Annotated in this window: 4 protein-coding genes; 1 reads left to right on the top strand and 3 read right to left on the bottom strand. The window is 57.5% G+C overall.

Annotation, left to right across the window (positions count from 1 at the left end; genetic code table 11):
• Positions 1 to 1,821, bottom strand: a 1,821-nt coding sequence (gene dnaK / locus V6C07_RS05145; protein ID WP_333535290.1) for a molecular chaperone DnaK, incomplete at its 3' end; no start/stop codon positions are given.
• A gap of 307 nt (positions 1,822 to 2,128) precedes the next feature.
• On the opposite strand from dnaK, the gene V6C07_RS05140 reads away from it, so the two are divergent.
• Positions 2,129 to 2,968 carry a split-Soret cytochrome c gene (locus V6C07_RS05140; protein ID WP_333535289.1) on the top strand — a complete coding sequence of 280 codons (840 nt, stop codon included), beginning with the start codon at positions 2,129 to 2,131 and terminating at the stop codon, positions 2,966 to 2,968.
• Positions 2,969 to 3,727: 759 nt separating this feature from the next.
• On the opposite strand, the gene V6C07_RS05135 is transcribed toward V6C07_RS05140, so the two are convergent.
• Positions 3,728 to 5,311, bottom strand: a complete 1,584-nt coding sequence (locus V6C07_RS05135) for a methyl-accepting chemotaxis protein (RefSeq protein ID WP_333535288.1) — start codon at positions 5,309 to 5,311, stop codon at positions 3,728 to 3,730.
• 811 nt (positions 5,312 to 6,122) lie between these two features.
• Complete coding sequence (locus V6C07_RS05130; protein ID WP_333535291.1) at positions 6,123 to 6,953, bottom strand: ZIP family metal transporter; 831 nt, start codon at positions 6,951 to 6,953, stop codon at positions 6,123 to 6,125.
• Between the last annotated feature and the right edge of the window lie 115 nt (positions 6,954 to 7,068).

Raw genomic sequence — 7,068 nt, 5'->3', positions numbered from 1 at the left:
CGCGGCGCCGGTCTGCTGGGCCTGCTGCTGGTAAAGCTGCTCGGCCAGCTTGTGAGAGGCCTTGGCCAGTTCGTCCGTGGCGGTCTTGATGGCAGCGGCGTCTTCGCCTTCCATCAGTTTGCGCAGGTCGGCCATCTTGGTTTCAATGTCGCTCTTGACGGCGGCGTCAGCCTTGTCGCCCAGATCGGCCAGGGACTTTTCAGTGCCGTAAATGAGGCTGTCGGCATGGTTGCGGGCCTCGATAAGCTCCTGCTTCTTCTTGTCGTCGCTGGCGTGGGCTTCAGCCTCGCGCACCAGCTTCTGGATGTCGTCTTCGGACAGGCCGGAAGAAGCGGTGATCTTGATGGACTGTTCCTTGCCGGTACCCATATCCTTGGCGGACACGTTAACGATGCCGTTGGCGTCGATGTCAAAGGAGACCTCGATCTGCGGCACGCCGCGCGGCGCCGGGGGAATGCCGGCCAAGTCAAAGCGGGCCAGGGTCATGTTGTCCGCGGACATGGGGCGTTCGCCCTGGAGCACATGGATGGACACCGAAGGCTGGTTGTCGGAAGCCGTGGTGAACACCTGGCTCTTGCGCGTGGGAATGGTGGTATTGCGCTCGATAAGCTTGGTGAACACGCCGCCCATGGTTTCAATGCCCAGGGAAAGCGGGGTCACATCGAGCAGCAGCACGTCCTTCACGTCGCCGCTGAGGATGCCGCCCTGAATGGCAGCGCCCATAGCCACCACTTCGTCGGGGTTGACGGAGCGGTTGGGTTCCTTGCCGAAAAACTTGCCCACAACCTGCTGCACCAGGGGCATGCGGGTCATGCCGCCCACAAGGATGACCTCGTCGATCTGGTCGGCGGTCATGCCGGCGTCGGCCAGGGCCTTTTTGCACGGCTCGGTGGTGCTTTCCACAAGGTCGCCCACCAGCGATTCCAGCTTGGCGCGGCTGATTTTGACGAGCATGTGCTTGGGACCGTTCTGGTCAGCGGTGATAAAGGGCAGATTGACCTCGGTTTCCATAGAGGTGGAAAGGTCTTTCTTGGCCTTTTCAGCAGCTTCTTTCAGGCGTTGCAGGGCCATGCTGTCCTTGGACAGGTCAATGCCGTTTTCCTTTTTGAACTCTTCCACCAGGAAGTTGATGACGCGCTGGTCGAAGTCTTCGCCGCCCAGGAACGTGTCGCCGTTGGTGGCGCGCACTTCAACCACGTTGTCGCCCACCTCAAGAATGGAGATGTCAAACGTGCCGCCGCCAAGGTCGAAGACCGCGATTTTTTCGTTGGCCTTCTTGTCCGCGCCGTAGGCAAGCGAAGCGGCTGTGGGCTCGTTGATGATCCGTTTGACCTCAAGACCGGCAATGCGGCCCGCGTCCTTGGTGGCCTGACGCTGGGCGTCGTTAAAGTAGGCCGGCACGGTGATGACGGCTTCGGTAACGGTTTCACCCAGGTACGCTTCGGCATCGGCCTTCAGCTTAGCCAGGATCATGGCCGAAATTTCAGGGGAGCTGTAGGTGCGGCCGTCCACTTCAACGCCGGCATCGCCATTGGCAGCCTTTACGATGGCGTAGGGGCTGTGTTCTTTCCAGCGATCCACTTCGGGGCTGTCAAACTTGCGGCCCATAAGGCGTTTGATGGCAAAGATGGTGCGCGTGGGGTTGGTCACGGCCTGACGCTTGGCGATCTCGCCCACCAGGCGTTCTTTGTCAGTAAAGGCCACCACGGAAGGAGTGGTGCGTCCACCTTCGGGGTTGGTGATGCACTTGGGGTCCTTGCCCTCCATAACATACACGCAGGAGTTGGTGGTACCCAGGTCAATACCGATAATCTTGGACATATGGTGATCCTCCTCGGGGAAAGCTTGTCTTGTGCTTGGTCGCGCAGCGACCTGCCGCGCTGTGCGTCTGCGGAGCGGCGCGCGCGTCAAATTCTGCGCACTGGGGTCGCCAGTCGCCCCGTATATGTAAGACCTTCTTGCAGGCCGTCCAGAGCCTGCCCGCAAAAAAACGGCAAAAAAATTTTTTTGCAATGAAAAAAAAGTGTATTTTCGGTATTTTTGAGATTGACCTTTCTTTCCCAAACTTGGTAGTGATTTTTTTAACCACAATGTGTCACGGCAGACACATGCTATCAGGAGGAGATAGATGAACATCGGCAGACGTGATCTTATCTGCGGCCTTGGCGGGCTTGCAGTGGGCGGAGCTATGCTCGGCCTCGGCGGTGTTGAGGCAAAGGCTGCGGGGCAGACGCAGCCTGCGGCCGGTCGTTTTGATCAGGTGGGCGGAGCCTTTGGCTGGAAGCCCCACAAGCTTGACCCCAAGGAATGCGCCCAGGTGGCCTATGACGGCTACTGGCATAAGGGCTTCGGCTGTGGTTTTGGTGCATTTTACAGTATTATCGGCCTGATGGGCGAAAAGTACGGCGCGCCCTATAACCAGTTTCCTTTTGCCATGCTTGAGGCAAACAAGGGCGGTATTTCCGACTGGGGAACCATCTGCGGCGCTCTTTATGGCGCTGCGGCGACCTTTTCCCTGTTCTGGGGCCGCAAGGAAGTGCACCCCATGGTCAACGAACTGTTCCGCTGGTACGAAGTGACCAAGCTGCCCATCTATAATCCCGGCGATGCGGCTCAGGGTGTCAAGGGCGATTTGCCCATGAGCACGTCTGACTCTGTATTATGCCATATTTCCGTGTCCAAGTGGTGTTATGAGAACAAGATCGAAGCCACCAGCAAGAAGCGCAGCGAACGTTGCGGACGCATTACGGCAGATGCGGCCTTTAAGGCTGCCGAAATCATCAACGCAAAGATCGAGCAGGGCAAGGATTTCAAGAGCACTTTCCCCATGCAGGCTTCGGTGAGCAGTTGCGGCGAGTGTCATATGACCAAGGGCAATGACGCCAACTGGGCCAAGGGTATCATGGACTGCACCCCCTGCCACAGCGGCACGGCGGCCACGCAGAATAAGTTTGTCAATCATCCCTAGAGCAGATTAACTTTGAGAATATACATTCTCAAAGTTTAAGACACGCTCACTTCGGCGTTTAACCGCGCAGATAAACTGCGCTTACGCCTCCGTAGCGAACGTCTGCTCACGCAGCCGCCAGAGCAATTTCAAAGTGAAATTGCTCTAGGTATTCTTTGTCTTGAAATGTTCGGGCGGCTGTGAATACAGCCGTCCGTCGTCTTAAAAACAGTCTGCTCCGGACACTTGTGATTTGATTCTTTGCGCAGGCCGTCACGCATGGGCCTGACTGGTTTCAGGCGGCCCGCTTTTTGTAAAAAGATGGGCCGCCTGATAGCTTTTTCTGACTCCGGCACTTCGCCTGTACCCTGAAGTGCAAGAGTTCACAGAGTGGGAAAACAGTTTTTTTATGCCGCTTTTGTTATAAATAGCGCATAGCGTGTGGACGTGAGACAGGATGCTGCGGGAAAGTCTGGTATGACAACAGATTGTGCATGCCAGAGGGAAGGGCGGCCATGCCGGTGATGAAAGGCCTTCCATCACCGTATGCCCACACGGGAGCGGAAAACGGTGCATGAACAAACCTGTTCCGTTGACTCAGGGCAGATCCCTGCGGGTACGGAAGAAGCCGCCGGGCTGTCGTCCGACGGCTTCTTTCGTACCTGGGGTCAGGGGCTGCGGCATATTTGTTGTGTCGTACGGCACGTCTGTTTTTGGGCCTGCAAGCGGGGTAACAGCGGCGTGGCTGGCCGCCATGCCGCCGCATGCCGTCTTGCAGTGCTATTGCTGGTCGTTGTCTTCCTTACGTATGGCGTCAAGAATGCCGGTGACAACGCTGACCTGCCCGGCCATGTCGCTGACCTGGCGAGCCGCCAGATCCACTTCTTCAGCAATGTGGGCGCTCAGGCTGTTGACCTCGGCTATGTGCCGGTTGATTTCTTCCGAGGCGGCGGACTGTTCCGTGGCCGCAGCTGCAATGGCGGAAACCCGCGCGCTGGAATCTCCGGCCAGGGTTGAAATCTGCTCCAGCGACTGGCCGGACTCTTCGGCCATGCGGCTCACTTCGTCAATGGCGGACACGGCGCCGTCGACCGTGGTGGAGCTTTTGCCCGTGCCTTCCTGAATGGCGGCAATGGCGGTTTCCACTTCCTGGGTGGCACTCATGGTCTTTTCTGCCAGTTTGCGCACCTCGTCGGCCACAACGGCAAAGCCTCGTCCGGCTTCGCCCGCGCGGGCGGCCTCAATGGCCGCGTTAAGGGCCAGCAGGTTGGTCTGATCCGCAATGTCGCGAATAAGGGTGAGCACCGCGCCGATATCCTTGGCCTGCTTGTCAAGGCCGATCATGTCCCCCTTGAGACCGTTGGACTGCTGCTGCACGCTCTGCATGCTCCGGATGGTGCGCAGCACAATGCCCGCGCCTTCCTGGGCATGCCCCTGTACGGAGGTTGCGGCCTTGGCCGCGCCTTCGGCATTGTGGGCCACCTCAAGCACCGTGGCGTTCATTTCGTTCATGGCGGTGGCTGTTTCTGCCATGCGCCCGGCGGCAATGCCCGCCTTGTCGCGCACATCGCCAAGGGAGGCATTGAGCGTGTCTGCGGCATGCTGCAGATGCGCAACCACATCTTCAAGCTGGGTGACGGTATATACCCTCGCCTTGTGGGCGGCTTCGGCGGCCTGCTTTTCAAGCATGACCTTTTCTGTGATGTCTTCGCCTATTTCCACATGGCCGATGGTTTTGCCGTCCGCATCTTTCAGGTAGTCCAGCATGATCTGCATGCTTTTGCCGTCGGGCATGTGGTTGATGACTTTTTTAATGCCCATGCGCAGCTGCTCGATACCGCATTCGGGGGTATTGCAGATATTGCCCTGTTTTTCGGAACAGTGCTTGCCCACCACATCGTTTTGACAGGTTTTATTCATGGTTTCGAGGGCATAGGTGTTGCAAAACGTCCAGATCATGTCGTTGTCCGTCACGGAAACAGACAGGGGCAGGGTGTTCAGTATGCTCTCGTACCAGTGGGTCTGGTTTTCCAGCTTGGCAACCATGATGCGTAGCGATTCCGCCAGGTGGCCCAGGCAGTCGGTACGGTATACGTCAAGCGTGGCTTCTTCATGCCCGGTGGAAATGGCTTCGGCGTAGACAACACATTTGCGGATGGGCGCAAGCCTGTTGTTGATGAATGCCGCGCCAGCGGCGCCCAGAAGCACAATGCCGCCCACGCCGAACAGCAGGGCGTCTTTCAGGACAGCGGCGCTCAGGCCGTCGCCCAGAGCGATTTTAAAGCCGATCAGCATGGCTGCACAGGCCAGTATGAGGGCAACGATGAAAAATACGATGATGCGAAAGCTGAGGGTCAGGTTCATAAGGGTTCTTCCTTAAATGGCCGTTTGCGAAGGCACAGGCTGCGGAAAAAACGTTCAGGTGTGCCCGTGGCTGCGGTGCTGTGTCACGCGGGGTCTGGTCCGCGGCTCCAGACCGGCTGTACTTGCATGTCCAATGGCCGGGGCTGGTTGTTCCGGGTGGCCCGTCAGTGCATGGTGTGTGACATATCCGTCCCCCTGTGCATGAAGTGCGCCCAAAATGATCATGCCGCACGCGCCATGCGGACATTGCTTGTCTGTAGAAGAAATAAGAGTTCTTTAATAGTAAATAAAAAAAACAATATTCGCAACTATCAATAGACATATGGCGAAAGACATTTTCAAAAAAATATCTGATCGCCTTGCTTATATCTTCGGCTGAAATGAAAAAAAACTTATACCAGATAAAAAATGTGCCAGCGGTAAGCGGCATTGCCCCATTTTGTGGAAAAAACCGCAGGTGTGAAATGCCGCTGCGTCAGAGCAAGGTTTCGTATGAGGGAAACCCGGCTCTGACGCAGCGGATATGCCGTTGGTCGGCTTTTAGATCAGATTAACTTTGAGAATATACATTCTCAAAGTTTAAGGCACGCTCACTTCGGCGTTTAACCGCGCAGATAAACTGCGCTTACGCCTCCGTAGCGAACGTCTGCTCACGCAGCCGTCGGAGCAATTTCAAAGTGAAATTGCTCTAGCGCATTTCAGCTTTCAAAATATTTATGCCGCCGAACGGCTATGGGCGGGTTTTGTCCGCCGTTGCGCGATAATCTCAAGGTGAAAATCGCTCTATCGCGCGTTTACAAGCGCCGCCTGATCAGCCCAGGAGGGTGGTGAGCGCAATAACCAGGCAGACCCCGAAAATACAGGAAAGAGACGCGGCATTGCCGTTGCCGGAGGCATTGGCTTCGGGAATGACCTCTTCAAAGACCACATAAATCATGGCTCCGGCGGCAAAGGCCAGGGCCACGGGCAGAATGCCCGCCGTCACCCCTGCGGCCAAGGCCCCCGGTATGGCCCCGATGGGGGCGGTGACGCCGGAAAGTACGCCGTAGAAAAAAGATTTTTTTGCCGAATAGCCTTCGGCCCGCAAAGCGGTGGATACCACCATGCCCTCGGGCAGGTTTTGCAGCATTAAGGACGCGGTAAGCACCAGGGCCGTGCTCATGCCGAGGCTTTCAATGCCTGTGGCCATGCCGCTTTCCGCAGCGGCTGCCCCATAGCCCACCCCGATGGCGAGCCCTTCGGGGATATGGTGCAGGGCCATGGCGGTGACAAGCAGAACGCTGCGCCGCCAGCGGGTTGAAATACCTTCGGTGGTGTCCTGCACAAGGTGCAGGTGGGGCAGGGCGCGGTCGAGCAGCAGCAGAAAACCCGCGCCCAGCATAAGCCCGAAAACCACCGGAATGAAGCCTGTGCGCCCCATGTGGGCGGTAAGCTCCATGGCCGGTTGCAGCAGACCGAAAAAGGACGCGCCCAGCATCATGCCCCCGGCCGCGCCCAAAAGACAGTCCATTGCTTTGCGCGAGAATTCCCGTCGGGTAAAAATGAATGCCGCGCCGAGACTGACGGAAAGCCATGACAGCAGCCCGGCCACAGTGGCCTGAGCCACCGGCTCCCGGATGATGGAAGAAAGGGTGGGATCCATCAGAACCTCCTGCAATATGGGAAGATCTATCGCCTGAATGCGGGTGCGGCGGGCCGGTATGGCACGGCAAAACAACTCCTGCCGCGCGTCGGGCTGCATGCGCGGACGCTGCGTC

This window comes from Desulfovibrio sp. 1214_IL3152 (assembly GCF_036763055.1).
GTDB lineage: Bacteria > Desulfobacterota > Desulfovibrionia > Desulfovibrionales > Desulfovibrionaceae > Desulfovibrio.
This window is presented reverse-complemented; position numbering and strand designations above follow the sequence as displayed.